The organism is Phyllobacterium sp. SB3, from assembly GCF_040009165.1.
Classification (GTDB): Bacteria; Pseudomonadota; Alphaproteobacteria; order Rhizobiales; family Rhizobiaceae; genus Phyllobacterium.
On sequence record NZ_JBDYKI010000011.1, the window covers coordinates 129,966 to 156,001 of the forward strand.

At 54.8% G+C, this 26,036-nt stretch carries 24 protein-coding genes and 4 pseudogenes; 12 read left to right on the forward strand and 16 right to left on the reverse strand.

Annotated elements, in window-relative coordinates:
* Positions 1–79: 79 nt before the first annotated feature.
* From ABKW30_RS26975 to ABKW30_RS26990, 4 genes are read left to right on the forward strand one after another with little or no spacing between them, the layout of a single operon-like run.
* Positions 80–1,276, forward strand: coding sequence for a CoA transferase (locus ABKW30_RS26975; RefSeq protein ID WP_348602036.1), 1,197 nt, complete (start codon positions 80–82; stop codon positions 1,274–1,276).
* 52 nt (positions 1,277–1,328) lie between these two features.
* Complete coding sequence (locus ABKW30_RS26980; RefSeq protein WP_348602037.1) at positions 1,329–3,074, forward strand: acetolactate synthase catalytic subunit; 1,746 nt, start codon at positions 1,329–1,331, stop codon at positions 3,072–3,074.
* 36 nt (positions 3,075–3,110) lie between these two features.
* Positions 3,111–4,007 (forward strand): CoA-transferase, encoded by an 897-nt coding sequence (locus ABKW30_RS26985; RefSeq protein WP_348602038.1) that lies wholly within the window; start codon positions 3,111–3,113, stop codon positions 4,005–4,007.
* Positions 4,004–4,846 (forward strand): CoA-transferase, encoded by an 843-nt coding sequence (locus tag ABKW30_RS26990; protein ID WP_348602039.1) that lies wholly within the window; start codon positions 4,004–4,006, stop codon positions 4,844–4,846. Before ABKW30_RS26985 ends, ABKW30_RS26990 begins: the two co-directional genes overlap by 4 nt.
* A 207-nt stretch (positions 4,847–5,053) precedes the next feature.
* Here the strand turns inward: ABKW30_RS26990 and ABKW30_RS26995 are convergent, their stop codons facing one another.
* From ABKW30_RS26995 to ABKW30_RS27020, 6 genes are all read right to left on the reverse strand, one after another.
* Positions 5,054–5,788 (reverse strand): ABC transporter ATP-binding protein, encoded by a 735-nt coding sequence (locus tag ABKW30_RS26995; protein WP_348602040.1) that lies wholly within the window; start codon positions 5,786–5,788, stop codon positions 5,054–5,056.
* A gap of 2 nt (positions 5,789–5,790) precedes the next feature.
* Positions 5,791–6,549 carry an ABC transporter ATP-binding protein gene (locus ABKW30_RS27000; protein ID WP_348602041.1) on the reverse strand — a complete coding sequence of 253 codons (759 nt, stop codon included), beginning with the start codon at positions 6,547–6,549 and terminating at the stop codon, positions 5,791–5,793.
* Positions 6,539–7,552 (reverse strand): branched-chain amino acid ABC transporter permease, encoded by a 1,014-nt coding sequence (locus ABKW30_RS27005; protein WP_348602042.1) that lies wholly within the window; start codon positions 7,550–7,552, stop codon positions 6,539–6,541. Before ABKW30_RS27005 ends, ABKW30_RS27000 begins: the two co-directional genes overlap by 11 nt.
* Entirely contained in the window at positions 7,549–8,406 is an 858-nt protein-coding gene (locus tag ABKW30_RS27010) for a branched-chain amino acid ABC transporter permease (protein ID WP_348602043.1), read from the reverse strand. The genes ABKW30_RS27005 and ABKW30_RS27010 overlap by 4 nt, the downstream gene beginning before the upstream one ends.
* Before the next feature lie 17 nt (positions 8,407–8,423).
* Positions 8,424–9,617 carry an ABC transporter substrate-binding protein gene (locus ABKW30_RS27015; protein WP_348602044.1) on the reverse strand — a complete coding sequence of 398 codons (1,194 nt, stop codon included), beginning with the start codon at positions 9,615–9,617 and terminating at the stop codon, positions 8,424–8,426.
* Positions 9,618–9,686: 69 nt separating this feature from the next.
* A complete protein-coding gene (locus ABKW30_RS27020; RefSeq protein WP_348602045.1) occupies positions 9,687–10,700 on the reverse strand; it encodes a MaoC/PaaZ C-terminal domain-containing protein in 1,014 nt (337 codons plus the stop codon).
* A 606-nt stretch (positions 10,701–11,306) separates the two neighbouring features.
* On the opposite strand from ABKW30_RS27020, the gene ABKW30_RS27025 reads away from it, so the two are divergent.
* Positions 11,307–12,218: a LacI family DNA-binding transcriptional regulator gene (locus tag ABKW30_RS27025; protein ID WP_348602068.1), complete on the forward strand. Its 912-nt coding sequence runs from the start codon at positions 11,307–11,309 to the stop codon at positions 12,216–12,218.
* Between the two features lie 46 nt (positions 12,219–12,264).
* On the opposite strand, the gene ABKW30_RS27030 is transcribed toward ABKW30_RS27025, so the two are convergent.
* Positions 12,265–13,134: a 2-dehydropantoate 2-reductase gene (locus tag ABKW30_RS27030; protein WP_348602046.1), complete on the reverse strand. Its 870-nt coding sequence runs from the start codon at positions 13,132–13,134 to the stop codon at positions 12,265–12,267.
* Between the two features lie 156 nt (positions 13,135–13,290).
* Between ABKW30_RS27030 and ABKW30_RS27035 the strand changes: the two genes are divergently transcribed.
* From ABKW30_RS27035 to ABKW30_RS27050, 4 genes are all read left to right on the forward strand, one after another.
* Complete coding sequence (locus ABKW30_RS27035; RefSeq protein WP_348602047.1) at positions 13,291–14,547, forward strand: mandelate racemase/muconate lactonizing enzyme family protein; 1,257 nt, start codon at positions 13,291–13,293, stop codon at positions 14,545–14,547.
* A gap of 95 nt (positions 14,548–14,642) precedes the next feature.
* The gene (locus ABKW30_RS27040) at positions 14,643–15,734 is read left to right on the forward strand and encodes a mandelate racemase/muconate lactonizing enzyme family protein (protein WP_348602048.1); all 1,092 of its coding nucleotides are present in this window, start codon (positions 14,643–14,645) and stop codon (positions 15,732–15,734) included.
* Between the two features lie 13 nt (positions 15,735–15,747).
* Positions 15,748–16,908 carry an alpha-hydroxy acid oxidase gene (locus tag ABKW30_RS27045; RefSeq protein WP_348602049.1) on the forward strand — a complete coding sequence of 387 codons (1,161 nt, stop codon included), beginning with the start codon at positions 15,748–15,750 and terminating at the stop codon, positions 16,906–16,908.
* A gap of 72 nt (positions 16,909–16,980) precedes the next feature.
* Positions 16,981–17,904, forward strand: a complete 924-nt coding sequence (locus tag ABKW30_RS27050; protein ID WP_348602050.1) for an N-acetylneuraminate lyase — start codon at positions 16,981–16,983, stop codon at positions 17,902–17,904.
* A 90-nt stretch (positions 17,905–17,994) separates the two neighbouring features.
* Here ABKW30_RS27050 and ABKW30_RS27055 read toward each other — a convergent pair.
* Positions 17,995–18,114, reverse strand: a pseudogene (locus ABKW30_RS27055) (transposase domain-containing protein); the annotation flags it as partial.
* 249 nt (positions 18,115–18,363) lie between these two features.
* Here ABKW30_RS27055 and ABKW30_RS27060 point away from each other — a divergent pair.
* Together ABKW30_RS27060 and ABKW30_RS27065 are read left to right on the forward strand one after the other, a co-directional pair.
* Positions 18,364–19,545 (forward strand): Fic family protein, encoded by a 1,182-nt coding sequence (locus tag ABKW30_RS27060; protein WP_348602051.1) that lies wholly within the window; start codon positions 18,364–18,366, stop codon positions 19,543–19,545.
* Positions 19,546–19,557: 12 nt separating this feature from the next.
* The gene (locus tag ABKW30_RS27065; protein WP_348602052.1) at positions 19,558–21,372 is read left to right on the forward strand and encodes an SIR2 family protein; all 1,815 of its coding nucleotides are present in this window, start codon (positions 19,558–19,560) and stop codon (positions 21,370–21,372) included.
* Here ABKW30_RS27065 and ABKW30_RS27070 read toward each other — a convergent pair.
* From ABKW30_RS27070 to ABKW30_RS27105, 8 genes and pseudogenes are all read right to left on the reverse strand, one after another.
* Positions 21,311–21,823 carry an ABC transporter permease gene (locus ABKW30_RS27070; protein WP_348602053.1) on the reverse strand — a complete coding sequence of 171 codons (513 nt, stop codon included), beginning with the start codon at positions 21,821–21,823 and terminating at the stop codon, positions 21,311–21,313. The two genes, ABKW30_RS27065 and ABKW30_RS27070, sit on opposite strands and share 62 nt — an antisense overlap.
* Before the next feature lie 92 nt (positions 21,824–21,915).
* Complete coding sequence (locus ABKW30_RS27075) at positions 21,916–22,251, reverse strand: cobalamin-dependent protein (protein WP_348602069.1); 336 nt, start codon at positions 22,249–22,251, stop codon at positions 21,916–21,918.
* Positions 22,252–22,495: 244 nt separating this feature from the next.
* Positions 22,496–22,612 (reverse strand): annotated as a pseudogene (locus ABKW30_RS27080) (hypothetical protein); the annotation flags it as partial.
* Between the two features lie 4 nt (positions 22,613–22,616).
* Positions 22,617–22,982: pseudogene (locus ABKW30_RS27085) on the reverse strand (methylmalonyl-CoA mutase family protein); the annotation flags it as partial.
* A complete protein-coding gene (locus tag ABKW30_RS27090) occupies positions 22,927–23,331 on the reverse strand; it encodes a methylmalonyl-CoA mutase family protein (RefSeq protein WP_348602054.1) in 405 nt (134 codons plus the stop codon). The gene ABKW30_RS27090 and the pseudogene ABKW30_RS27085, both read right to left, overlap by 56 nt.
* 363 nt (positions 23,332–23,694) lie before the next feature.
* Positions 23,695–24,330, reverse strand: a complete 636-nt coding sequence (locus tag ABKW30_RS27095) for a LysE family translocator (RefSeq protein ID WP_348602055.1) — start codon at positions 24,328–24,330, stop codon at positions 23,695–23,697.
* A 213-nt stretch (positions 24,331–24,543) separates the two neighbouring features.
* The gene (locus ABKW30_RS27100) at positions 24,544–24,939 is read right to left on the reverse strand and encodes a CopG family transcriptional regulator (protein WP_348602070.1); all 396 of its coding nucleotides are present in this window, start codon (positions 24,937–24,939) and stop codon (positions 24,544–24,546) included.
* A 38-nt stretch (positions 24,940–24,977) separates the two neighbouring features.
* Positions 24,978–25,619: pseudogene (locus tag ABKW30_RS27105) on the reverse strand (type IV secretory system conjugative DNA transfer family protein); the annotation flags it as partial.
* Between ABKW30_RS27105 and ABKW30_RS27110 the strand changes: the two are divergent.
* The gene (locus ABKW30_RS27110) at positions 25,615–25,815 is read left to right on the forward strand and encodes a hypothetical protein (protein ID WP_348602056.1); all 201 of its coding nucleotides are present in this window, start codon (positions 25,615–25,617) and stop codon (positions 25,813–25,815) included. The pseudogene ABKW30_RS27105 and the gene ABKW30_RS27110 sit on opposite strands and share 5 nt — an antisense overlap.
* Positions 25,816–26,036: the final 221 nt, after the last annotated feature.

The following is a 26,036-nucleotide window of genomic DNA, read 5'->3' on the forward strand; positions in this document are numbered from 1 at the left end:
TATCGATTTTCTTGTAGCATACAAACGATTTTATGCTACGAATTGCAAATCACTAGGCTTCACGGGAGGATTTTAGATAATGCCAAAGGAAGGAGCCCTTAAAGGCCTCCGAGTACTGGATTTGTCACGCTTCATCGCGGGACCATTCTGCGGAATGCAACTCGGCGATCTAGGCGCCGATGTAGTCAAGGTAGAGCGTAAGGATAAAGGCGAGGACACAAGGCCGAATGAGCCCCAGATTAATGGAGAAAGCCTCTACATTCTGGTCCACAATCGCAACAAACGCGGTCTGTCCATCGACTATCGCCATCCTGGGGCCGTCGATGTTCTGAAGCGTCTGATTGCCGATTCAGATGTTCTCATCGAGAATTTTCGGCCGGGAACAATGGAGGCGATGGGTCTCGACTGGGATACCGTGCACTCCATCAACCCACGGCTCATTATGGTCCGAATCTCGGGTTTTGGTCAGGATGGTCCATGGGCCCGTCAGCCATGTTTCGACGTTATCGCCCAGGCAGGAAGCGGCCTTATGAATATGACGGGTCAGAGCGATGGGCCACCTACCATGGCGGGTACTTTCATCGTCGATTATTCTACCGGTCTATATGCGACAATCGCCACGCTCGCTGCTCTCGAGGCCCGGCATCGCACTGGCAAGGGACAGCTTGTCGAAGCGAGCTTGCTCGATAGCGCCGTATCATTCCTGATGACGGCCATCCCTGAATACGTTCTGTTTGGCAAGGAAACCTCCCGCCAAGGTACGCGGGACCGCTATGCGACTCCGGCGAACAACTTTCAATGTGTCGATGGTGTTTGGGTGCACATTTCTGCAGGCAATGATGGCCTGTTTTCACGTTTTGCCCATGCTGCTGGCTTGGAAAACATGCTGTCTGATCCGCGTTTTATGCCCGCCAGCGTCCGTATGAGTAACGTTGACGAAGTCGAGCGCATTGTGGCCGAATGGGCTGCAAACCGTAGTTCAGCGGATGTTCTGTCCATCTTGTCAGACGCCGAAGTGCCCTGCGCAAAGATTGCGACGATCGCCGACGTTGTCTCGAATCCGCAGCTGAGACATCGCAAACAGATCGTCGAGGTCGATCATGAGGCAGCGGGCAAGGTGCCCATGCAAGGGCCCGCAATCCAATTGTCAGAAACTCCCACCGTGGTGCGGAGGGGAGCCCCCTCGATCGGTGAACATACCGATGAAATCCTCGAAGAGTGGGGAGGTTACTCACGAGACGACATCGCGCGATTGCGTGAGGCAAAGATCGTCTAACCATCAGGCCATCACTTATTCACAATATGCGCATTTACGACGGAGCAACACAATGTCCATACCAGAGATAAAGCTTTCTAATCACCGGTTCTCAGAGCATAGCGGTGCTCATATCTTCGCGGAATCGCTGCAACGGCACGGTGTCACTCATATTTTTGGACAATCTATCCCGTCGGCGCTCCACCTGGTTGCCCCAGAATACGGCATTCGGCAGGTTGCCTATCGCACCGAGAACGCTGGAACGGTGATGGCAGATGGCTATGCGCGCGTTTCCAACACAGTGCCAGTCGTCACATGTCAGAATGGTCCGGCAGCTACGTTGCTAGTTCCAGGTTTGGCTGAGGCCCTGAAGGCGTCCATTCCAATCGTTGCAATTGTACAGGACGTGCATAGCAAGCAGACCGATCGAAACGCGTTTCAAGAACTCGATCATCTCGCCTTATTCCAAGGATGCGCCAAGTGGATCAGGCGTGTCAGTGAGCCGTCGCGGATAGCGGACTATGTCGATATGGCCTTCACGGCTGCTGCCTCCGGGCGTCCTGGGCCTGCTGTGCTAATAGCTCCTATCGATTTGTTCGAGAATCCGATCGGCCAGGAGATCCCATATCTCGATCGGGGGCGTACCAAGAATCTTGGCAAATTTCCGCTGGATCGTCCGACTGCGAACCGCGAAGAGGTCAAGCGTGCTGCGGAAATGCTAGCCAAGGCGAAAAGACCGCTCATCATTGCCGGAGGCGGCGTGCATACATCCGGAGCCGCAAGTGTTCTCGCCCAGATGCAAGATATTGCACATCTTCCGGTTGCCACCACATCCATGGGAAAGGGCACAATTGATGAAGGTCATGAGCTATCAGTCGGCGTTGTCGGCTATTTCATGGGCAAGGGCGGCATGAGCCGTTACAATCGCGCACTTGTTAGCGATGCGGATGTCATCCTTCTCGTTGGCAATCGGACAAACCAGAACGGTACCGATAGCTGGAAGCTCTATCCCACAGGTGCGAAATACATTCAGATCGACATTGACGGGCAAGAGATAGGCCGAAATTACGAAGCAGAAGTGAGACTAGTGGGCGATGCTCGCGAAACACTTAAAGCATTGATCGAGGCATTAGGCGAACAGGACTTGTCGATAAGGAAGAACGAACGCAGATTGGTGGCGTCGACTATCGCTGAGGGGAAGTCCAAGCACAAAGCCGAAGCTGCCGATTTCACCGCGGCAAGCGCATCACCGATCCGCCCCGAACGGGTGATGGCTGAACTGGATAAGATCATAGACGCAGATAGCATTGTCGTGGCGGATGCCAGCTATTCGTCGATCTGGATCACAAACTATCTTCGTTCGCGTAGACCAGGCATGCGCTTCTTGACGCCGCGAGGTTTGGCCGGATTAGGATGGGGCCTTCCCATGGCGATGGGAGCTCATATGGCAAAGCCCGAAGCACGGCTTTTCTGCTTGTCGGGTGACGGCGGCTTCGGCCATGTTTGGTCGGAACTGGAAACCGCCAGGCGAATGGGAATGTCGCTGACGCTGATCGTCCTTAACAACTCCATTCTCGGATACCAGGAACATGCCGAAGATCTTCTCTATGGCGACCATACGGACGCCTGCCGTTTCGTGGGTGTGGATCATGCAGCTATCGCCCGCGCCGTAGGCATAGAAGGCCTGAGGATTGAGAAAGTTGAGCAACTTGGACCTGCACTCGCCGCGGCGGCCAATCGGCGCTCCGTTACGCTCCTGGATGTCATAACGGATGACAAGGCATTTCCGCCAGTGACTATGTTCGATGGAAAATATTGAGCCGACGTTCTTGTAAACAACTTTCGGGCAGCCAAAATGACCAACCTTCGATCTAAACTCATTAGTCTCCCAAGCGCTGCCGCTATGGTCACCGATGGCGATCGCCTCGCCATCGGTGGCTTTGCCGTATATCAGCGTCCGATGGCGTTTCTGCGGGAATTAATTCGCCAGAAACGAAAGGATCTCACCATTGTCGGAACGGCTAATGGTGTAGATGTTGATATGCTTGTGGGTGCTGGATGTGTTAGGCGGATCGAGACTTCTTATGTCGGACTAGAAAAACGGGGCTTAGCCTTGAATTTTAGGCGAGCTGTTGAGAGTGGCGCGGTAGAAATAGTCGATTATCCAGAAATCCTAGCCTTCGACCGTTTTCGCGCCAGTCAAGAGAATTTACCGTTTTGGCCATGCACATATTTAGGTGGAACCGATATTCTCACTCACAATAAGGACATCAAGACATTTACTTGCCCGATAACGGGCAAGACGATTTATGCGGTGCCGCCAGCCGCTCCACGCGTGGGAATCATCCAGGCAGTCGCTGCGGACGAACAAGGAAATGTTCTGATTCCCTCCCACCATCTCGTACCACAGACACTTGATATTCTACTTGCGCGATCGTGCGATGTGTTGATTGTCGCGGCTGAACAGATCGTTTCCCGGGCAATGATCCGCAAACATGCACGGGTTAATGAAATCCCCTCCTATCGGACTGCCGCAGTTGTCGAAGTGCCTTGGGGCGCACATCCTACTTCACTTCTCGGCAGCTATCGTGCGGACGATGAGCACATGGACGAATACGTTGCCTCATCTGCCAAACCCGAGACGTTTAGCGCTTATTTGACCAAGTATGTGACCAATTTCGCAGATCACAATGCCTATCTCGAACAGGTGGGCGTGAAAACCTTGTCAGCGCTCCGTGAGGTAGCATTATGATATCAAATGAAAAACCAACGCTACCCGAACTTCTCGCAACGGCACTTGCCAAGACTTTCAGAGATGAAGAGGTAGGTTTCACTGGTCTGGTGACCGGGAACGCCGCAGCACTCTTCGCTACGGCCATTCCAGTGGCGGCGATGCAGTTAGCTCGCTTGACGCATGCACCCGGGCTGACAATCCTTCTCGCCGGCTGGAGTCATAATCCGGATCTTAGCCAGCTCGATGAAATCCCCGACAGCGAATTCGACGCTGTTTTGCGTGATCTGCCCTGTGAAGCGCAGCAAGTCGATTATCCCGGTCAGTATTCGCTCAAACGCGGCGACGTCAGCTTTGGTTTCTCATCGGGCGCACAAATCGATATTACGGGAAGCCTAAACAGTGTCTGTATAGGAGACTACCACCGACCAAAAGTAAGGCTTGTCGGGCCTATACTACAACCTGAGCACATGACCCTCTTCGGTCGCGAATATATTATGATGCCTCGTCATGACGCACGTACATTCATCGAGAAAGTCGACTACGTTTCAGGTGTCGGCTACCCGGGAGGCCTGAAAGGAAGGCGAGATCTCGGTCTCGAGAAGGGCGGACCAGAACTGGTTATGACCCCAAAATGCGTTTTTGAGTTCGATAAAATCGCAGGAAGCATGATTATACGATCAATTCATCCTGGCGTCAGCGCTGAAGAGCTACGCCGGTCCACGGGGTTCGATCTCGGCGACCTTACTAACGTCGCCCTGACCGACTCTCCGGATCGGGAGGAATTACGGCTTCTAAGAGAAGTCATCGATCCTAAGGGACTTCTGCTTCGGGGACCAGGCAGCGAGACATTCGTTTGATCCCTAGTTCCATGGGTCCTTGATCAGGTAGGTTGGAGGGGATCCTACTTGATGTGAAAAAAAGCCTACGGGGAGACAAAGTGAATTTGGCTTTGACCTCGCGCAGGCGCTCGTCCTTAGATTACTCGACAAAATTTGATCCTCAGTGACGACGAAAGAAACTGACCACTTGGCACTCCTTCGTCTAAAATTAGTGCAAGCGCCGCGTCAGTGGCCGCCGAGATAAGCCTTTAGTAAAACGTCGCTGTCGCGCAGGTCTTTCGCCGGACCGCTGTGCGCAATCTTTCCGGTTTCCAGCACATACACTCTGTCCGAGTGAGCAAGTGACTTTTCAATAAGTTGCTCGATGAGAAGGACAGCGACATTTTCTTCCCTGGTAAGTCTGGAAGCGATCATCAGGATTTTATCCACCACTATGGGCGCCAATCCTCCGGAGGGTTCGTCGAGGATGAGCATAGACGGTTCTGAGATGACTCCTTGAGCCACCGCGAGGATTTGCTGCTGGCCGCCGCTTAGACGAGAAGCAAACTGGTCTTTCCTGTCAGCGAGCTCGGGAAAGAGATCATACACGCGTTCAAGTTTGGTGCGATCGCCGCGACGGTTGTGAATATATGTGCCGAGCAACAGATTATCCTCTACCGTCAAACTGGTGAATACACGGTGACCCTGCAAAACTTGAGACAAGCCCAGTCGTGCAATGTTACGTGGAGGCGCCTTGGTAATCTCTTCACCTCCAAAGGTTATTCTTCCTTGCGTTTTTGTAAGGAGGTTGGAGATTGCCTGAACAGTGGTCGATTTGCCGGCGCCGTTGCGGCCAAGCATCGTCACAAACTCGCCTGCGCACACGTGAAAACTGACGTCGGAGACGACTTCGAGCTTTCCGTATCCTGCATGGAGGTTCTCGACTTTAAGTAGCGGTACTTCTGTGTTTAACGTGACCATCGTCAGGCTCCAAGATATACGCGGATCAAATCCGGATCGGACTGCACTTTGCGTGGGGGGCCAGACGCAATTACTTTACCTAGATGTAACGCTGTCACTCTATCGCAGATGCGGAATACGAAGTCAGTGTGGTGTTCAACAAGGAGGATGCCGACGCCGGCATCCCGCATCGCCGCGATGATCTGGCTCAGTTTTTCGATCTCGCCGACACTTAGCCCACCAGCTGGTTCGTCAAGAAGCAAAAACTTGGGGCGACTGACGATGGCACGGGCAATCTCGAGAAAACGTTGGGCACTGTGTTCGAGTTGCTCGGCCTTCACGTCGACGTCTCCACCAAGGCCAATTCCGCTGATTGCGGCCAAGGCTCGATTTCTTATTGAACGCTCCTCGTTCAAGACCCGAGGCAGGCCGAATGCAGTTTCAAGGAAGCCAGCCTTCGTATGCTGCCATCCGCCCAGCATCGCATTGTCTAGGGTGGATAGTTTGAGCATAAGCTTCGGCGCTTGGAATGTACGCGAAATACCCATACCGGCGCGATACCTGACTGACGTATCGCTGATCGCAGCGCCGTCCAGGTGGATATCGCCACCGTTGAGCGGATAGAACCCGGATATTAGATTCAATAGGGTGGTCTTCCCGCTACCGTTCGGACCGATTAAGCCATGGATTTCACCACGCCGTAGCGTCAGGGAAACGTGATCTACAGCAGCTACATTATTAAACTTGCGAGATACGTCGCGGACTTCGAGCTCAACCGACATGGACCGTTGCTCCCGTAATAATAGTTTTAAGTACATCTAAATCGGCAGGTGCAGCGGGCCGACGACCCTTGCCGGAAATGCGATTGTGGATCGTTGAGATAAGTTCGCTAACACCACCGGGAGCAACTAGGACGACGAACAGCAAAGCAACGCCATTGAACAAAACCCCATACCGCTGGAACGGACCCGAGATCTCTGGCAATGCCGCAAGGATCGCTGTGCCTATCAACGGTCCGACGATAACCCCGCGACCACCAACGATGATTGCCGTAAAGAAAAACATTCCAAGATCCGGTATAAAAGCATCAGGGGTAATATAGCTTTGCGAGGCGGCATATAGCCCGCCTGCAATGCCGGCCGTCACACCACTGAAGACGAACACAGTAAGTTTAGTCCGGAATATAGATACCCCAACCGACATTGCGGCGACGTCACTGTCCCGCACGGAAATCATCGCTCTTCCCCACATGAACCGAGACAGGTTCCAAGTCATCAATGTTATCACTGCAGCAATCGTCACAACAAAAAGGTGAAAAGTGGTCTGAGTGTTGAAGGGAGCCGGCAGAGAAGGCGCTTCTAAGCCGACACTGCCGTTCGTGAGCCATTGCTCGGCCAGCGCAAGCTCGGACACGATGAGACCGAACGCGAGAGTGACCATTGCAAAGTAGAACCCTGGTAATCGCAAAGACGGCAGCCCTAAGCCTAGGCCAATAAGACCACCGATGAAACCACCGGCCAACAACGCGAGGTACGGCCACTCGCCTCCGAAGGGTGCTATCAGGCAGTAGGTATAGGCACCGATTGCCAACAATCCTACATGGCCGATGGAAAGCTGGCCCGTGAATCCGACCAGTAGATTCAAAGTCGAGATCAGAATCCAATACACAGCAATCATTGTGAAGATATGCAAGTAGTAAAGGTTTGGACTGATCCACGGAAGCGCGAGCGCCAGAATTGTGGCGATAGCGAAGCCTATGGGCTTGACAACTGTGTTGGGGGTCATACGTGCCTCAAGAAAGTTTTAGGGAAGAGACCTTGTGGCCGGAAAAGGAGAAACAGTACTAAAAGGCCGATAGCGACGGTATTTTGATATTGAGAGCCCACGAAATGCGAAGTGAATGAGATAAGCAAACCCAGGAGCGTGCCACCGATCAGACCGCCCGCGTTACTGCCGATACCGCCGACAGCCAAAGCCACGAAGCCGCCCAGTCCAAGCGTACTTCCGAGAGCAAAATTCACGAAAGTTAACTGCCCTGCTGAAAATCCGCACGCGGCGCCGATAAGGCCCGATAACGCGAAGCTGAAAGCCCTCACATTATCTGTACCTATTCCGCGGGCCCGTGCAGCCAGCCCATCCTCTGCGGTCGCCAGAAAGACCTTACCTGTCATGGTCTTTCGATAAAAGATATCGATTGCCCCTGCCATAACCACGGCGGTTAGGATCGGCAGCCAGAACTTCTGGTCGAGTACGCCTGCATATCCCTGCTCAAATACGCGCGGAAAAGGGGTTGGTTCAGTACCCCACCATATCCCGGTAAGCTGCTGGACGATCGTCGCGAACGCCAGGGTACTGAGGATCCAGAGATGATCATCACTGGTGCGAACGATGCGTCGAATGGCGATGAATTCGGAAAGCCAGCCGAAAATTGCCCCGCTCGCGAGAGAGCCAAGCAGACCCAACCAGACAGGGTATCCGAGATGGAGCGTAACGTAGGCGCCGATGACGCCGCCTACCATTGCATATTGACCAGCTCCAAAGCTCAGCACCTTCGAGGTCGAAAACTGCATATTATAAACAATCGCAGTCATTCCATACAGCGCACCAAGCGCCAATCCGTTGACAATAATCAGCAGCATAATGCCCTCCCCGCCGCCTATGCCGCTCTATAACCGCCGTTTGGTTGCAACGAGCTTGCCGCGACCATCACGAGGTTTGAGTCCGCGTACCCATTATGGTCCGTATCGCTGTACTTGAAAATGCCTGAAGGAGTGCCGACTTCCATCCCCGTGTTAAGTTTCTGCGCGATTGCCGCAGCATCAAGATTCCCTGCCGCCTTAACACCTGACGCATAAATCAAAGGGCCGGCTTGGCCTTGGAATATGCACCACATCCCAGCCGCCAAAAACTGCTCATACTGGCCTTTATAGCGATCGAAGAAAGCCTGAGTTGAAGCGGGCAGTTTTCCGGCTTGGTCCACGATACAAAAATCGTATGCGGGGCTGTAGACGTTCTCCCAATAGGCCGGTTTGGTAAGAAGATCACCGACCTGTTTATAAAGGGCCGCCGGATGCGCAACGACTGGAACGTCCCACTTCTGTTCCCCGCGAGCGTTCAGAACGCGTGCCACGATGCCGGAGGCATTTGACCACATGGAGATCGCATCGGCTCCAGCAGCGCGTGCCGCATTGATCTGGTCGGTGGCATCGGTTTGGTTGGGATCGAGGAGTGCCTCGTAAGCAGGCTCCATACCAAGGGCTTGCAGTTGGGCCTTGGCGACCTTTGCCGACAGCTGTCCATAGCCCGTTGTGTCGCAAATAATCGCGACCTTTTTCTTATTCAATTTCTGTACTGCGTGAATTGTGGAAGCCTTGACCCATTGCGAATTGGTATTGATCTGTCTGAAGGCCAAAGGATATTTCGCCGGATTGATTAGATCGTCGACACTGCCAAGTACTACATGTATTCGATTGGCTGCGGCTACGACGCCCAACGTGGGGAGTGCCTCGCCGCTGTTGGTTGGTCCACAAATCGCATCCACGGAAGTGTTATATATAAGCTCTTTGGCATAGTTGACCGCCTTTGTGGGGTCAGCAGCAGAATCTCGCGTTACGAGTTCAACCTTGCGTCCCTCTATGCCGCCGCTCTCATTGATCTGTTCGATCGCTGCTTTAGCGCCAAAATCTTGGGCCTGAGCACTATTGGAAAAGACACCTGTCAAGGACACAATCCATCCAAGTTGGATGGGCTTGTTTTGAGCGATTGCAGGTGTGGGAAAACGCCCGGCAAGTGCCGCTGCACCTCCGGCCAGTAAGATCGTACGACGTGATATATTTATAGTCTTTAGCATTTCAAATCCTCCCATTTTGAGTATTGGTTTTTGCGAGATGCGGTTCCAGCTGGCGACGGGGACGTAGCGTTATCCAATGGTCCCCAGTACCGGAATTTCGACGAAAGCCACCATCGTGATTTCATTACGCTGGTTCAAAATAGCAACCTCCACCTCTATGGCTTTCGTATCTTTTAACTCCTGGGAAACGATCCCCTTAATCTGGAATTTGTCGCCCGGTAGCATGATCTTTAGGAACGTCGCCGAAATTCGTCCGCCCGACAGAAAGGCTGCCCCCCCCCATTTCACCATGAACTCTGAAAGCCAACATACAGCCATCAACCCTTGGGCAACTGAATCTGGAAAACCACACGACTTTGCGATGGAACCGTCGGTATGGGAGTTCCGATAGTCTTCCAGCGCGCCCGAGAACACAGCCATCTGGCCTCTGTCGACATCAGCTAGCCCATCCGGTATCCGCATCCCTGGTACAGCAATTGAGGGGTGAACTGCTACGGGGCCATCCGGCCAGTCACCAGTTATCTTGCGACCCGACGGTTCGGCGCTAGCCGCCCCGGTGATAAGACTCTCTGGGAGCTCTAAAATCTCCGTATTAACTTGTTCAATATAAAGCGTTCCGTCGTGACCTCTCGCCTCACTGCTATGGACGAAATAACCTTTGCCCCTACGCACATATTTGCGGGTTGTTCGACCCGTCATCACCAATTCCGTGCCAGCTGGTACGGGACGATGAAACTTAATTTCCTCGTGTTGGTGTAAGCCGTTGAGCCGAGCTCTATCGTAGCCCGTCTGGTAGAGCCACATCAGCTCCTTGACAACAAGACAACTCGGGGCAAGCCGCTGGCCAGTTTTCCCGCTGGGCGCCTGGTACTCGGACAACTTGCACCCGACAGCGTAGCAATAAGCTTCGATCTCGCGATCATCAGGGACATACCGCGCTGGTCCAAAAATGTCGCCTTCACTAATCACGTCGAAGCGGGGTTGCTTTAAATGCGGTCCGGACTTGAGATTCCTGGCGAATTGATAATTACAAGCTTCGCTTGGCGGAAGCGTAGCGTGTCGCGTGTCGGCGTCATTTGCCATACCGATATTCCTCCCAGATCGGACCACAACGTCAATGCTATTCGCTTGGTGTCGCTCATATGACATCCCGGCTTGAAGTCAACTCGCCAAGGCCGCGAAACGGCTGGCTTTCAAACCTACATCATCAAAGCTCAGACTCCGCCCACCGATCCTCCTTCGTGAGCGGTACCTCACCGTGCTGTAACCAATAATATCGTTTTTATTCTACCATGCAATCGTTTTTTTGGTATGTTCGGTGCGAATTTTGATATCAATGTGCTGGAACCTTTCCTATGCGGGAGGGCGAAGTAATTTGCAAAGGCTCGTCGGGACCAATAACTATATGGTAGGAACAATTTCCGGCTCAGGACCATGTCAGGAGATCGGCACTCAAAACTAAAGCCTTCGTTTACCAACCCTCTTACGGTAAAGTTCGGTCGGACATCGTTTGCTGGGGGAATTCTGTCCTATCCGAGCCCCAAATACTGCTAAAGTGAAGGTAGAAAATTGAACTTGAAAAGACGGGTTACATTAACCGAGGTAGCGCGTGCTTGTGGATTAGCCACATCCACGGTCTCCAACGCATTAGCTGACAAGCCGTATGTTCTTCCCGACACCAAGCGGAAAGTGCTCGAGGTAGCGAACCGCCTCGGTTACCGGGCGTCAACGACCGCTAGGAGCTTGCGAACTCAACGAAGCTGGACCATCTGTATGCTCGTCGGCGATATCGCTAATACTTACTACGCGGAGATAGTGATCGCCGTTGAAGAGGAGGCTTGGCGCCGAGGATATTCAATCATCCTTGCAAATACGCAATTCTCTGAAACCAAGCAGACCGGCTACGTCAATGCCATGCTCGACAAACAGGTCGACGGGCTGATACTCGCCTCACATAATCTTTCCGGGCGTGACATTGAAATTCTGAACGAACACGGAACTCCAGTCGTCTTTTTAAGCCGCTTTGATCCAAAGCTTGAAGCAGACAAGGTTGGTGTCGAGAATGCTCAGGGAGCGCGGTTGGCCGTCGAGCACCTTTTGTCTTTCGGCCATAGGCGGATCGCTTTCATTGGTGGTCGCCAGCTAACCACCGCGGCTTACGAGCGTTACAATTCATACAAGGAGGCCCTAGTTAACGCAGGCGTCGAATTGGATCCATTACTAGTCGCGCCAGGCAATTACTCACAGGCATCTGGTGCTGAGGCTGCGCGCCATCTGCTCAGCCTTCCCAACCCACCAACCGCCATATTCTGCGCCAACGATCTGATGGCCATCGGGGTAATTGGCGAGGCAAAACTCCGCGGAATCCCTATCCCGGAGCAGCTTTCGGTCGTCGGATTTGACAATATCGAGATGGCCGAACATCCGCTAATTCAATTAACCACAATTCACGTGCCGCGTGCAGAACTGGGACAGATCGCAGTGTCAACGCTCTGTAATCGCATCGAAGGTAAATCCGGTGGCTTACTAGACATCCGGCTTGCACCACATCTGATTTCGCGGGCAACGGTTGCCCCGCCTCCGTTAGCGAAGTCCGTTTAGGCGCGAGCGGGCGATTGCCACTCGGCGCGCCGTGCCCGTTGCTTAATCAAGTCGATGCTTCCAACAAAGCAGCCACTAACGCATTCACCGGTGTTGCAATTCCATGACGCTGACCCAGTCTCACAATGACACCATGCCGGGCGTCCACCTCCATGGCACGACCCGCCAAGCGGTCAGCATGTAAAGAATTGATGCCTTCCGGACTATCCGTACGATATCGATCTATTACCTGCTCGACAATCGACATATCAAGTTCTGCACCTTCGGCGATGCCGATCTGAACACATTCCGCAATCAGGTGTCGCATGATCCGCTCTGCCGAAGGATGATTGACGATGCTGGCCGGCTTGAGTGTCAAGGCAGAAACGGCCCCCGCACTGTTTAATGCCAGTTTTCGCCAAGCCGCCGACTTGAAGTCGGAGACGAGCTCCACATCGACAGGTGCGCCAAGAAACAGCGATTTGATTTCTTCGCCCTTGGGCTGGGCCTTAAGGGTGAGCTTGCCTCGATCGCGGTTGAAATATTCACCGACAGCCTTACGTTCGGCCGGTATGTCAACGACTACGGGAATAATTTGATCTTCCGGCAGAAAATCGCTGAACCTTTCGACGTGTTCGACACCGTTTTGCAGGATTGCGACCCTTGTCATATTGTCGACAAGCACGGGAAACCAAGCAGCCGCGCCGGCCGCGTCGTAGGTTTTTGTGGTAACGAAGACAAAATCCACGGCTCCCCTACCATCCTCGCCGGGCAGGAGGATATGCGGCGCCGCACGGTACTCATCGTAAGGGGTGATGAGATGTAACTCGCCGAGTCCAGTCCTTGAACATAGTGTGACGTCCACCCCCGCATTTGCGAGCCAGATGGCGATGGTACCGCCAATTGCCCCGGGGCCAATGATCGCAACTCTTGTCATCGTCGCATTCCTCGCATATACAATCGTTTTTATGGCGATAACGAGACGTATTTAGCGTGGATTGTCAAGCCTAGCCTCGTTGGGAGGAGGTCTAAGGTCTTTGTAACTTCAACAGCGCCGCCGCAGTACTTCGGCTCTATTCCCTCGGAGAAAAAGATGAGCGCCAGAATTGCAAGCTACGAAATTCTTCACTGTGACGCTGGCTGGAGAACCCTTTCATTTCTGAAAATGGTCTCAGACGATGGAACCATCGGATGGGCGGAATTCAACGAGTGTTACGGGAGCCTAGGGCTTGATGCAGTCCTCGATGCCATGGCTTCGCTGGTCGTTGGTTGCGATCCGATGCAAACCGAACGGATTATGGCAATGCTATATGCTATGTCCCGGCAGCTTCCTGGAGGCCTCAATGCACAGGCGATGGCCGCTGTCGAAAACAGCCTTTTGGATATCAAAGGCAAGATCCTCGGGGTACCAGTTTCGATGCTTTTTGGTGGAGCAGTGCGAGAGCGCCTGGCGCTCTACTGGTCCCATTGCGGAACTCGCCGCATCGCTTTTCAAGACATGCTGGGTTCCCCCCCTATGAACAGCCTTGAAGATGTAGCGCGTCAGGGACGGGAAGTTGCAGCAAGCGGTTTTCAAGCCCTGAAAACCAATATCATGCGATTCAGGCAAGGCACCGCTAGTATCTATATGCCTGGGTTCGGTCAGACTGAACACGCCCCATCTTTAACCCCTCCCCACTCTTTGATGCAGGAAATTCTAGATGAGCTGGCAGCCTTCAGAAAGGGTGCCGGCAACAACACCGAAATTTTCCTGGACTTGAATTTTAATTTCAAGCCAGAAACGTTGAAACTCATAGCGACCGCGCTGGAGCCACTTGGCCTTGGATGGATCGAAATAGACCTCTATGACCCACAGGCGCTCGCGCGGCTGAGAGCATCAATCAGGACTCCGATTGCATCAGGTGAGAGTCTGTTCGGAAGGCGCTCGTACCGGCCTTATTTTGAGGCAGGCGCCGTAGATATCGCCATCATCGATGTAATCTGGAACGGCTTTGGCGAATCCGTAAAAATCGCGTCAATGGCAGATGCTTATGAAATAAACGTTGCTCCACATAACTTCTATGGCCATTTGGCGACAGCGATCAGCGCTCATTTCTGTGCGCTCGTACCTAATTTCCGGATCATGGAGATTGATGTGGACGAGGTACCATGGATGGATGATTTGTTTTCTTGGTCGCCGGCTATCCGCAATGGCACATTACAACTTCCGGAGGGGCCTGGCTGGGGTGTAAACGTCAACGAAGCCGCGCTGCGCGCGCATCCGCCACGCGCGGAAGCCCGCTCCGAGTTAATGAAGCCCGTTGCAGGCATTTTATCGGAGGGCGTGCTGCCAACCCTGCACATCGACTGAACATCTTTGCGACTCTGATGACGACGGCGTCGGCAGGTTGGCAATGAAATACCCGCAGACAGTTTCGAATACCTATACGTGGAGGGAAAAACCAAATGAAGATTCAAAGCGCCTCCGCGAGGCTCTATCGCGTGCCACTCGCACAACCTGTGTCGGACGCCGCTCACGGTATACAGACACATTTTGAACTCATCGCGGTTCGGGTCACAGATGAGGATGGTGTCCAAGGATTGGGACTGACTTACACCGGCGGGAGCGGTGGCCTGGCGATTGTCAGCGCGCTCGAGGGTGGATTGCTCGAATCCTTAGTCGGCAAGGACGCCGACCTCATTGAACTTTGTTGGCGGGATATGTGGCGAGCCATGCATTATGTCGGCCAAGGAGGCGTCGTCTCGTTTGCTATCTCTGCGATCGACGTGGCATTATGGGATATCAAGGGTAAGAGAGCGCAGATGCCGTTGTGGCGCCTGCTTGGGGGCCATGATGGACACGTCCGATGCTACGCTGGTGGCATCGACCTCAATTTTTCCATTGAAGAACTTCTTGCTCAATCCGAAGCTTTTCGGGAGAATGGATTTCGCGCAATTAAGATGAAGGTAGGCAGACCAAGCCTTCGTGAGGACATAGAGCGCATCGAAGCTATGCGCGAGGAATTGGGCGAACAATTCCCCCTAATGGTAGACGCGAATATGGCTTGGTCGAGGATGAATGCGCTTCGGGCCGCAAAGGCATTTAATCCATATGGTCTCACTTGGCTCGAAGAGCCTGTTGAACCGCGCGACTATGCAAGTCACGCCTCGATCGCCGAATGTGGTTTGGTTCCCATTGCAGCCGGCGAGAACCTGAGGAACTTTTCAGAATTCAAGCAGCTTATCGATACTGGAAGGATTGGCTATGCAGAACCTGATGTGACTAATTGTGGAGGGGTCACCGGGTTTGCGAAAATTGCGCGATACGCGGAGTCCCATAGTGCAATAACCACATCTCATGGCCTGCATGATCTCTCCATACACCTTTTGGCGGCCTTTCCGGGTACAGATTTTCTTGAGGTCCACGGCTATTCACTCGACGCATTTCTTAGTCGCCCACTTCGAATAGTCGATGGCTATGCGGAGGCTCCCAATACGTCGGGACACGGTATCGAATTGGACTGGCAAAAGCTCGAACGACACGCTGTCCAAGGTTAGGATCACCGACTGAATGTCGCGATGTCTCCTCAACTTCTACGACTTTCGCCAGCGAGCCCGCACGCGGCTTCCAAGAGGTTTGTTTGATTTCGTGGATGGAGGTGCCGAGGACCAACGAGGACTGGAGTACCTGAGACGGTCGTTTGATGAGGTCAATATTATTCCGTCAGTCCTGGTTGATGTGAGCAACCGTTCCTTGGTTACTCGGGTGATGGGTGAACAGTACAACAGCCCACTTATCGTAGCCCCCACCGGCCTCGCAGGCCTTCTGCATTATGATGGCGATATTTCTCTTGCCCGGGCCTGCGCAGCTCTTGGTATACCTTTCTGTGTCTCGATGGATTCCACCACATCCTTTGAGCGGATCGCCCAAGCTGTTGATGCCCCTATCTGGCTCCAGCTTTATCTACACCGCGATCGATCAATTGCGGACCGACTGGTTCAGATTGCAAAGGCAACGAATGTCAGCACTTTAGTGTTAACAGTCGATATGCCGGTTCCACCGAACAGGGAATACAACGTGCGCAATGGTCTGATCCCGCTGCGACCATCAATGGCCACATATCGTGACATGGCCCGCCGGCCTGGTTGGCTCTTCAAGGTGCTGGGACGTTACCTCATGACGCGAGGCATGCCGGCTTTCGAACACTTTACCGACGAATACACCTTGAAAATCAACCATCAAGAACGCAAGCCAGGAGCTATCGTTGCTGATGATGCCACCTGGCAGGATGTTGAACGTCTTAGGAGGATTTGGCCGCGAAAGCTTGTCTTGAAGGGCGTCCTGAGCGTACCAGATGCGTTGAGAGCCTGTCAGCACGGCATAGACGGCATCGTCGTGTCGAGCCACGGCGTTCGAAACTTGGATACCTGCATCGCACCGATCCAGGTTCTCTCTGAAATTGCCGATGCAGTCGGTGAGCGTCTTGATGTGCTTGCCGACAGTGGCGTTCGCAGAGGCAGTGATGTCGTGAAGCTTCTTGCAGCGGGCGCTACCGCGGTGATGGTTGGCAGGGCGCCGCTCTATGGGATCGCTGCAGGTGGGCAGAGCGGTGCTGAGGAAATACTACGCATACTCAACGAAGAAACGTTGCAAACAATGGCAGCGATTGGCAGCAGTCGTGTCTCAGAGATTGGTTTGCACAATATTCGTCGAATTGGCGAAAGAGGCTGATCGTTCCGGACGGTTTCAGAGACCTCTAGAGTGGCTCTTGCGCGTTCAGACATTACATTCAGGAGTTGTAAAATGACAAGACTAGAGTACACGAACTTTCACCCAAAGCTTGCTGGTCTACATGCGGCCCTAATGACGCCCTATGATCAGAACGAAGAGGTTTCAGAAACGTGCCTTCGTCGTCTGATCGAGTTCATTTTCCAGCAAGGGGTCAGCGGTCTGTATGTCGGTGGCTCGACGGGTGAAGCTTTGCTTCAGTCGACCTCCGAGCGAGAAAAAGTGCTCAATATCGCGGCCGAAGCCTCCAAAGGTCGAGGGGCACTGATCGGACAGGTTGGCTCGATCGGTAGCAGGGAAGCGCGTTATCTAGCTAAGGTTTGCGCCAAAGCAGGCTTCGACGCGGTTTCAGCCATTCCGCCAATCTACTTCACTCATTCAAAGAAAGGCATACTATCTTACTACGAGTCGATTATTGATGCAGCAGATGGCTTGCCACTGATCATCTATAACATTCCAGCTATGAGCGGAGTGAGATTCACAGCGAATGATCTGAAGGAACTTTTGCAGCTTTCAGGAGTGATTGGTATAAAACAAACGGCAATAGACATGTACCAAATGGAGCAACTGCGACGCGCCCACCCCCAAATGTTGCTCCTCAATGGATACGACGAGATGATGTTAGCGGGACTTGCATCCGGTGCAAATGGTGGTGTGGGGAGCACTTATAATATCATGGGTGGCCGCTATGTGGATCTGGTCAATAGGTTTCATGCTGGTGACCATAAGGAGGCTCTAACGATTCAGTCGAAATGCAATATGGTGATTGACGAACTTGTCACCTATGGCGTCTTTCCGGCCTTAAAATATCTACTCTATAGAATGGGAGTGATCGCCACGCCGATCTGCCGAGCACCACTTGACAAAATTGAGGGCAAAGCGGCGCAGCGTTTAGACGAAATTGCAATTGAGTTGGCAACTCAGGGTGCAGGTGCGTAGCGCAATGGCGTATAATAAGATTTCGGCCCCCACTTGGCATTCCCCTATGAAATGCCGAATGTTGCACTGTAAGCTACAAGCCGTGGCCGTTCAGGCGGCGTAATTCCACGGCATAAGGGTATCGATTTCACTCCTCGGCCATCCATTCGCAAGGCGCTGGAGTGTCTGGGTATGACAGGCTTGTGGATCGACGTTGTCCATCTTCGCTGTTTATGCCGACCGTCGAATGAATGATCTTGTGGATCACTCGCTATCGTCCGTGTTGCCGGGGACGGACCATTTAGCGAACACTATCGGCGGCGCTTCCGCCACTGAAAGCGGAAAAATACTGCCAAGAACCGTTTGCGTGTGCCTACCGATGATGGTGTCGACCCTTATTTAAGAGCGCTTATCTTAGCTCGCCCCCTATTTAAGCCAAAAGCTGATTGCTTAAATAACGCCACGTTCGCATAATGGGGCATGTCCGAATCAGCATCCAACTTCCGGCTAGGCCGCTTTGTTGAAACCCCCGTTTCGGGGGAAATCGTGCGTGCCTTCGTACCGCCCTCACTGCCTCCAGAACCGGCCATTGACGTGCTGGCCCTCCTGGAGCGGTTAAGTCTGGCCGAACGCGCCTTGGGGCGCCTGGACGGCATTACCATGCTGCTGCCACGTCAAGAGCTGTTCCTTTATATGTATGTGAGAAAGGAGGCCGTCCTTTCATCCCAGATCGAAGGCACACAATCGACTCTTTCGGACCTGCTCCGCTTCGAAACCGAGGCGCAGGCCGGCCAGCCGATCGACGACATCCGTGAAGTGTCGAACTATGTCGATACGATGATGTATGGGCTGGAGCGTCTGGAAGACCTGCCGCTGTCACTACGTCTGATCCGCGAGATGCATGAGCGACTGCTGCAAAGCGGGCGGGGCGGCACGAAAAATCCCGGCGAGTTTCGGCGGTCTCAAAACTGGATCGGTGGTTCACGTCCAGGCAACGCACTGTTCGTGCCGCCGCCGCCGACCGAGATGGATGCTTGTCTCGATGCGCTTGAGCGCTTCATGCACGAGGACGGCTCGCGTCTGCCCGCCCTGATCAAGGCCGGGCTGCTGCACGTCCAATTCGAGACCATCCACCCGTTCCTGGATGGAAACGGCAGGATCGGTCGCTTGTTGGTGACGCTGTACCTGTGCGTCAACGGTGTGCTGCGCAAGCCGCTGCTCTATCTGAGCCTCTACCTTAAAACGCATCGCGCCGACTATTACCGCCTGCTTCAGGAGGTGCGCGAGCACGGGGCATGGGAAGCCTGGCTCGATTTCTTCCTTGCCGGTGTTGCGGATACGGCCAATCAGGCATTCGAGGCCGCCACCCGGATTGTCGATCTGTTCAAGGAAGACCGCGAGCGGATTACGACAGAGAGCGACCGGGCAGGCTCTGCGCTGCGTATCCACGATCTGTTTCAGCAAAACCCGTTCCTGACGGCCAACCAACTCGTTCAGCAAACAGGTCTCTCAGCCCCCACGGTCAATGCGGCGCTCGCCGATCTGGAACGATTCGGCATCGTCGAAGAAATCACCGGGCGCAAACGGGGGCGCGTGTTCAGTTACCGGCGATATCTCGCCATCTTGAGCGAGGGAACCGACCCGCTCCCCACGACCGCTTAAAAGGGGGAGTCCGTGCCGATAAAAACTATATCCGCCGCACAATTCGCGACCGTCTTCGATCTCAGGCCAAACCTCGTGGCATGGTTCCTCGGTGCTGGTGCATCGGCCGCCTCTGGCATTCCGACCGGCTATGCCATGATCCGCGATTTCAAGGCGCAAATCTTTTGCCGCGAGACAAACCTGTCAAAGCGGGAGATCGATACGGCTGATCCGATCTGGATCGACAGGATCGATGCCTTTTTCCGCCAAAACTCGCAGTTGCCGCCTGACGGTGATCCTACGGAATATGCCAAGGCCTTCGAAGCGGTTTATCCAGAGGCGCGGCATCGCCGACAGTATATAGACGATGCGATTTCCAAGGGCACTCCCTGTTTTGGACATAAGGTGCTTGGCAGTCTTATGGCTGCTGGCAAGGTCGATAGCGTTTTCACGACGAATTTCGATCCGCTCATCGAGGAGTCGGCGCATTCGGCAAATGCAATCCTGCCGGTAGACGATCAGAACCGTCCCACTGTGGCGGCCATCGATTCCGCGAACCGCGCCATGCGGTGCCTCAATGAATCGGATTGGCCGTTGGTCGCTAAGCTTCACGGCGATTATCAGTCAATCGCGATTAAGAACACGGGGTCGGAACTGGAGGAACAGGACGCCCGGATGCGGCATGTACTGGTGGAATCCGGCAAGCGCTTCGGAATGATCTTCGTCGGCTACAGCGGACGCGACGCTTCGATCATGGAGGCGCTGAACAGGGTCCTCGATACGCCGTCGCCATTTCCCAACGGACTGTACTGGCTCACCTCGTCAGCTTCGCGTTTACTGCCTGCAGTGATCGAATTCCTAGAGCGCGCCGAAGCGGCTGACGTGGACGTGGCGGTCGTTGAGTGCGCGACCTTCGACGAACTGGCTGCCGATATCATCAAGGTAACCGATTTACCCAAGCCGCTTCTTGATCGGGTGATGGAAGGGCGACCTACGCCGCGCCTCGTACCCGTTCAGATTCCAAATGCCAAAGCCCGGGCATTCCCGGTGCTGCGCTATTCGGCAATTCTGCTCCAATCGATGCCGACCGCGGCCAGGCGCATCAGGCTGAGCCGACCGACGACATCGGCAGAGGTGCGCGAGATCTTCAAGGCGAAGGGATGTCGGGCGACGGCGGCCGTCGATGGACCCGGGCAATCCCCTCGGTTGGGGGGTAGACGTTGCCATTCACGTCGGGCCGCTGCCGGACTCCTCGCTGATTGCACGCCGGTTTTCGGGCACGCGGTGGATCATTTGTGCCGCGCCGTCCTATCTCGACCGGTACGGAACGCCGAATTCGCCCGCAGACCTTTCACGGCATCAATGCCTAAATTTCACACCGTCGATCGCTCACCGGCCATGGTCGTTCAAGGACAAAGACGGTTCCATGCAATACCTCCGGATTACCGGTCGCATCGGGGCGAACCAGAGCCAGATGTTGCATGCCCTTGCATGTGGTGGTGCCGGAATCGTCCAACTGACGGAATTTGCAGTTCGAGACGATCTCACGGCTGGTCGAGCTTTTTCCCGAAAGGCAGAACGACGAGATTGATCCGATCTATGCGATCCACCGGACGCGAAAGTTCGTCCCGCCGAAGATCCGGGTTTTCCTGGACTATCTGGAATCTGCGTTCAAATCTTGATTCCCAGATTGTCGCGAGCGAGACGAAAGGCGGTGCGATCATCTTTTACCCGCCGGAGTACGGGTCAAAGATCGCTGCAGGTGTTTGCAGAAACGCATCGACTGTCACCTGCGAGACCGTGCGAAAGCATCGAGCGCGACCGCCGCGACGACGATCGTACCTTTGATAACAAGCTGATAATTGGAATCCACTGCAAGGCTGTCGAGGAGGTTGGTGAGAACCGCGACGATCAGCAGGCCGATCGCACTTCCCCAGACGGAGCCCTCGCCGCCCATCAGCGAGGTACCGCCAATTACCACGACTGCAATCGAATCCAACGCCATCGAAGAGCCGATATCAGCCTGCCCGACGGAAAGCCGTGAGGCGATGATCATGCCCCCGAGAGACGCGCATGCGCCGCAGATGACATAGGTGGACGTGCGCAGGAACGCCGTCGGAAGGCCTGCAAGCCGCGAAGCCTCGTCATTGCCGCCGATTGCATAGAGGCTGCGGCCGCAGACTGTTTTCCAGAGGACGAATTCCCCGACGATGAGCACCGCGCCGAGGATCCGGATACTGACTGGAAGTCCGAAGACATTGCCACGGCCTATGAAGGAAAATGCCTTGTCAGAGACCACGAAGGGCGAAGTGTTCGAGTATATAGGGCAATGGCGGCGTCGAGATCCGGCACTGCGATGGCAATGTGGTTTATGGCGCCTAGCATGTCACCTCACTGATTACGCAAATTGCCCTGCATCAAATCGATGATGGCACGGGCAGCTTCGAGGACGTTTGTGCCGGGGCCGAAGACCGCGGAAACTTCGTTTTGGAGCAGGAAGTCATAATCCTGACGCGGAATAACGCCACCGACGACAACGACGATGTGCTCCGCTCCGCGTCCCTTCAGCGCCTTTACGAGTTGCGGCGCGAGCGTCTTGTGCCCTGCAGCAAGAGACGATATTCCGACAACATGAACTTGGCTCTTCACGCCATGTCGGCCGCTTCGTCCGGGGTCTGGAACAAGGGGCCGGCCAATACGTCGAAACCGATATCGCCAAACGCGGATGCGATGATCTTGGCGCCGCGGTCATGCCCGTCCTGCCGAGCTTGGCGACCATGATCTTTGGTTTGACCGACAGCGTCTTTGCAAAATCACTGAGACGGTCGACCAGAGTAGAATACTCCGGATCATCGTCATAGGCAGCGCCGTAGACATTAGCAACGACCTCAGGTGTGGCGGTATGATCACTAAATACCATACGCATCGCATCCGAGATTTCACTGACCGTGGCACGTGCCCGCGCGGCCTTCACCGCCGCCTGCAGAAGATTTCCAACGCCTGTACGGGCAACCGCCGCCAGCGTCGACAGTACTGCGCCGACGATCGCGGCGACGCTTCGTTTCCTCAATCCGCTTGATCTGGGCAAGGCGGACAGCGGCGTTATCGATATCCAGAATGTCTACTGTGTCTTCGTTCTCGAGCCGGTATTTATTGACGCCAACAATCACCTCTTCACCGCGATCGACGGCGGCTTGGCGACGGGTTGCCGCCTCCTCAATCCTGCGCTTTGGCATGCCAGTCTCGACCGCATGGGTCATGCCGCCGAGAGCCTCGACTTCCTCGATCAGCGCCCAGGCTTGCTTCGCAAGCGCGTCGGTCAGGCTTTCCAAGTAGTAGGATCCAGCGAGCGGATCGACCACCCGTGTAACGCCGGTCTCATATTGCAAGATCAACTGCGTGTTACGTGCAATACGCCGAAAACTCTGTCGGCAGCGCGATAGCCTCGTCCAGCGCATTCGTGTGCAGCGACTGCGTGCCGCCTAGCGCGGCCGACAGCGCCTCGTAGGCGGTGCGGATGACGTTATTGTACGGATCCTGCTCTTGCAGCGACACACCAGAGGTCTGGCAGTGCGTGCGTAGCATCAGCGACGATGACTTTTGCGGCTTGAACTCCTGCATAATCCGCGACCAGAGCAGGCGCGCAGCGCGTAGCTTTTGCCTGTCTCTCTGCCGTTTCCGGTAATTGCCAATCCATTTGCGCACGAGATTCGAGTTTAACCCATGTGCCACCGCAATGCCGGCCACCGAGACCCCGGGCTTCAGGCAACCTCGCCTTGTCAGCCAGATCGTATTCCCGACCGCCATTCGCCCGGATGCCTATCGGCTTCAGTTTAATGTTGTTTCTGTCGTTTCCATCCATCGCATCGCGCCCCTCCTTCGGGCGAGACGCAAAGTGCAGCATCACCCGCATCAAGAACAGGCGCAGAGAAATGCGCGCTTACTCCGGTTCGACTCGGCTCGTTAGCCACCATTCCGATTTGGGGTGGGTAGAAGACGGTCCGGTTTGTGCACGATTTCCAAAAAGCTGACAAAGGGCGCTAAACTTGGCTATCGCATAAGCCGACGGCGAAATGCCGGATGTTGCATCCGGCTTTGTGCCAGAAATTCTCCTGGAAGGTTCGCAGTCCCGATTTCAGTATCAAAATTCAGGATTATCGCGATAATAGCTCATGCATTTGAGCGACGATAGAATGCGAGTAAGCCGGCAAGCGTCAGCAATGCGCCTCCGCAAACACGATCGAGCCAGAGCGCTCCGGACCTCTTCAACAGTCTGACGGCTTGCGAGCCAAGCAGCGCGTAAGCGAGCATGACCATGAAATCTATGCATGCGAACACAAGCGCAAGGATTACATATTGCGGAAGCTGCGCTTCCGTGGGGTTGATGAACTGCGGCAGGAACGCCGAGAAGAACAGATAGCCCTTCGGGTTCGTCACGGCCACCAGGAGGCTCTTGAGGAAGATGGGCTTTGCCGATCCAGACCCGGAAATACTCGCCGATCGAAGCGACTCGTCAAGCGTTCCTTTGGAACGCAGAAGCATGACGCCGAGATAGGCAAGATAGCAAACGCCCACCCATTTAACGACAGTGAACCAAAATTCCGATGCGGCCAAAAGCGCTCCCAGCCCAAGAGCAACGGCTCCGATCAGGACGAAGTCGGACAGCACCGCACCGATCATGCCGAAGCAGGCGCGGCGCACCCCGAACCGCGAACCGTTCGCCAGAGCAAGCAGCACGGTCGGACCGGGTGTCGCAATTCCGATGAGCGCGACAAGAGCAAATGCAAGAACTGTCATTTCGGTCATAACTTCTCCCCCTAAAGGCCGGAATATCCTCTATCGCACCATTCATGGTCAAGTCCAATGTCCGCTTGCGGGCAAACTGGACGCTGGCCGCTGCGACCGAATTGAGGTCGGAAGCAGACAGCTTCAAAACCTGATTAACTTCTGATTTGAAGTGCTCAATAGTTGCCGATATTCACCTGCCTCACAAGTAAAGTTATTCTTGAGCTGTTTCGCTCACTGATCTGAGCCTGCCACATCCTCCGAAATCTCCTGACGGAGTTTCGGCCCCTGTGCCAAACGCCGGCCAAGGGCGGTGATGAACGCCTCATAGCGCTCGCTCGCCTTGGCTCGCGCTGCCTGCGCTGCCGGCTCCGGCAAAGCGGGCGGCGTAGTGATCCAGAAGCGGATGAACACCGCAAGGGTTTCGAGGGCGATGCCGACGTCCCGTTCTAGGCGCGTCATGCGGCGGTCGATTTGGTCGAGGCGTTTGGCGATGACCGCCTCGCGCCTTTCTGCGTCGTCCGGCGACAGGAACGACGCGATGGCGGCCTCCGCGATCACGGACTGCGATTGATCGCGCCGCGCGGCGAAATCCGCCAGCGTCTTCTCGACATCGGGGTCCAGGTAGATCGTGGTCTTTACCTTCTTCCGGCGACTGGTCGTGGCCCCTAAAACTCCATGCCATCATTCGGATCGAGTGAGACCTGCCGGGCGACGCCCTGCATCTGGCGGATCATGCGCCGGTTGCGAATAGCATCCTCATCGAGGTCGTCCGGCAGCTCGATCTCGAATTCGTTCTCGATCGGCACCTTCTTCTCCACCGGCTTCGCACGGCCAAGTTCCGGTTGCAGTCGCCGTTTGGATTCGGTCGGGTCCTCATCGCTTGATCGCTCTGCCGGTTGCGCATCAAAGGCTTCCGGCCGCGCCGGGATGGGCAGACTGCTCCAATCATCCGGCCGGGTCTGATCCGGGCGTTTGAGATCGGGAGGCGACAGCAGGTGCTCACGGAAGCGGGCGTCCTCATAATAGCGCGCCTTCTTCGCCCGGATCGGGGGAGTGCCGGCCACCATGACGATCTCGTCTGTCGGCGGAAGCTGCATGATCTCGCCTAGCGTGAGCGACTGGCGGGCGGTTTCCGAGCGCGACACCATCAGGTGCCCGAGCCAGGGCGACAGCCGGTGCCCGGCATAGTTCTTCATCGCCTTCATTTCGGTCGCGCTGCCAAGGGCGTCACTCACCCTCTTCGCCGTTCTCTCGTCGTTGGTCGCAAAGCTGACCCGACCATGGCAGTTATCGAGGATCGAATTGTTCACGGCGGGCTTCGACATCACGGTCATACGCAGTTGGCTTGGCCACTTGAGCCTCGACACCACCAACCACTACGCGAAAGCGAATCTGGAAACAAAGCGAGAGGCATTGGAACTGGTCGATGTTCCGACGACGGCAGGTCATCAGCCATCATGGAAGCGGGATACGGGCTTGCTCACCTGGCTCGATACGCTCTAAAATAATGCGAAGGAATTATGGGGGGAGGCTCCTGCAATCAAGGCGTTCTGCGCGTGTTCCTTCGCATTATCGTCAACTGATGATTACTGCGGTTGGACTAACCCGCTCGGCTACGCCGGAGCGGCAAGGAGGTCATGTCTTCAGTAGGAGCCCCAACTGCGCGAGGATGGGACGGCTGTTTGTAGCCCATTCCATCAGACAGAGGAGCTCGTCATGACCCC

Excerpts from the sequence above, each read along its gene's own strand:
- ABKW30_RS26975 (WP_348602036.1), top strand. The coding sequence starts at position 80 with ATGCCAAAGGAAGGAGCCCTTAAAGGCCTCCGAGTACTGGATTTGTCA.
- ABKW30_RS26980 (WP_348602037.1), top strand. The coding sequence starts at position 1,329 with ATGTCCATACCAGAGATAAAGCTTTCTAATCACCGGTTCTCAGAGCAT.
- ABKW30_RS26985 (WP_348602038.1), top strand. The coding sequence starts at position 3,111 with ATGACCAACCTTCGATCTAAACTCATTAGTCTCCCAAGCGCTGCCGCT.
- ABKW30_RS26990 (WP_348602039.1), top strand. The coding sequence starts at position 4,004 with ATGATATCAAATGAAAAACCAACGCTACCCGAACTTCTCGCAACGGCA.
- ABKW30_RS26995 (WP_348602040.1), bottom strand. The coding sequence starts at position 5,788 with ATGGTCACGTTAAACACAGAAGTACCGCTACTTAAAGTCGAGAACCTC.
- ABKW30_RS27000 (WP_348602041.1), bottom strand. The coding sequence starts at position 6,549 with ATGTCGGTTGAGCTCGAAGTCCGCGACGTATCTCGCAAGTTTAATAAT.
- ABKW30_RS27005 (WP_348602042.1), bottom strand. The coding sequence starts at position 7,552 with ATGACCCCCAACACAGTTGTCAAGCCCATAGGCTTCGCTATCGCCACA.
- ABKW30_RS27010 (WP_348602043.1), bottom strand. The coding sequence starts at position 8,406 with ATGCTGCTGATTATTGTCAACGGATTGGCGCTTGGTGCGCTGTATGGA.
- ABKW30_RS27015 (WP_348602044.1), bottom strand. The coding sequence starts at position 9,617 with ATGCTAAAGACTATAAATATATCACGTCGTACGATCTTACTGGCCGGA.
- ABKW30_RS27020 (WP_348602045.1), bottom strand. The coding sequence starts at position 10,700 with ATGGCAAATGACGCCGACACGCGACACGCTACGCTTCCGCCAAGCGAA.
- ABKW30_RS27030 (WP_348602046.1), bottom strand. The coding sequence starts at position 13,134 with ATGACAAGAGTTGCGATCATTGGCCCCGGGGCAATTGGCGGTACCATC.
- ABKW30_RS27035 (WP_348602047.1), top strand. The coding sequence starts at position 13,291 with ATGAGCGCCAGAATTGCAAGCTACGAAATTCTTCACTGTGACGCTGGC.
- ABKW30_RS27040 (WP_348602048.1), top strand. The coding sequence starts at position 14,643 with ATGAAGATTCAAAGCGCCTCCGCGAGGCTCTATCGCGTGCCACTCGCA.
- ABKW30_RS27045 (WP_348602049.1), top strand. The coding sequence starts at position 15,748 with ATGTCGCGATGTCTCCTCAACTTCTACGACTTTCGCCAGCGAGCCCGC.
- ABKW30_RS27050 (WP_348602050.1), top strand. The coding sequence starts at position 16,981 with ATGACAAGACTAGAGTACACGAACTTTCACCCAAAGCTTGCTGGTCTA.
- ABKW30_RS27060 (WP_348602051.1), top strand. The coding sequence starts at position 18,364 with ATGTCCGAATCAGCATCCAACTTCCGGCTAGGCCGCTTTGTTGAAACC.
- ABKW30_RS27090 (WP_348602054.1), bottom strand. The coding sequence starts at position 23,331 with ATGGCGGTCGGGAATACGATCTGGCTGACAAGGCGAGGTTGCCTGAAG.
- ABKW30_RS27095 (WP_348602055.1), bottom strand. The coding sequence starts at position 24,330 with ATGACCGAAATGACAGTTCTTGCATTTGCTCTTGTCGCGCTCATCGGA.